This is a genomic window from Caballeronia terrestris, from assembly GCF_001544515.1.
Lineage (GTDB): Bacteria > Pseudomonadota > Gammaproteobacteria > Burkholderiales > Burkholderiaceae > Caballeronia > Caballeronia terrestris.
The window spans coordinates 1-1,263 of sequence record NZ_FCOL02000436.1; the positions used below are offsets into that span (position 1 = coordinate 1).

Sequence of the window (1,263 nt, forward strand, 5' to 3'; positions counted from 1 at the left end):
GCGATGAGCGGCACGAGCCACACCAGTTGCACACGAAAGCGCGAGCGCGGCTTGGCGACGGCTTCCGGGAACTCGGGATCGTCGTGCGGATCAGGGGGCCTAGCCACGATTCTTTTCCGCCGCATCCCAGATCAGGCGCGGATCGAACGACATCGCGGCGAACATCGTCAGCACGACCACGGCGCCGAACGCAATCGCGGCCGGCCCGGCGTGGATTGTCGCGAGGGCGTTGAACTGCACGAGCGCGACCAGCAGCGTGACGACGTAGATATCGAGCATCGACCAGCGCCCGACGAATTCCACCACCCGGTAGATGCGCGTTCGCTGCGTCGGCTGCCAGCGCGAACGCGCCTGCGCCGACGCGACAAGAAAGATCAGCGCGAGGATCTTGAGCATCGGCACGGCGATGCTCGCGATGAAGACGACGACCGCGAGCGGCCACGAGCCCGAGGTCCACAGGTACACGACGCCGGAGAGGATCGTGTCCTTCTGCGCGCCGAAGAGCGAGCTCGTGTCCATCATCGGCAGCGTGTTGGCCGGGATGTACAGGATGATCGCGGCGAGCAGGAACGCCCACGTGCGGGCGAGGCTCTCGGGCTTGCGAAAGTGGAGTTCTGCGTGGCAGCGCGGGCAGCGTGCGTCGTGGGCGTGCGGCGCCGCCTTCGACAGCAGCCCGCAATCGTGGCAGGTAAAAAGCCCCGCGCGCGCGGCGGTGTGCGCCGCAGCCGAGACGTGCGGCACGTAAGCGCGCGGTGCGCCGCCGCTCGTCAGCGTGGCGATGCGCTCCCAGAACTCGCGCGGATCGAAGGCGGCAGAGATGGCGGCGAGCAGCAGCATCAGCCCGCCGAACGCCCACAGCGCAATTCCCGGCACCACGCCCGCGATATGCGCGAGCTTGACGAGCGCGACCAGCACGCCGAGGATCAGGACCTCGGTCATGCCCCACGAGCCAGCCCATTGCAGGAAGCGGAACGCGACGTCGGGCCGTTGCGGCGGGCGTCCGAGCCGCAACGGCAGCAGGAGGTACGCAATCGTCACGAGTTGCAGCAGCGGCATCAGGAGCGTCGTGAAGAGCACGAGCCCGGCGAGCGGCCACATGCCGTCGCGATACAGGATGCGGACGGAGCCGAACAAGGTCGTCTGCACGATGTCGCCGTTCACCGAGAGGCCTACGATCGGAAAGGCGTTCGCGACCCCGAACAGCACGATCGCCGCGACGGTCAGCGCGAGCGAGCGGTTCAGGCTGTCGGGGCGGTTGCGATA

At 67.9% G+C, this 1,263-nt stretch carries 1 protein-coding gene; it reads right to left on the reverse strand.

Annotated elements, in window-relative coordinates; genetic code table 11:
* Positions 1 to 99: 99 nt before the first annotated feature.
* The coding region (locus AWB67_RS38080; protein WP_143746820.1) for a paraquat-inducible protein A at positions 100 to 1,263 on the reverse strand (1,164 nt) is incomplete at its 5' end.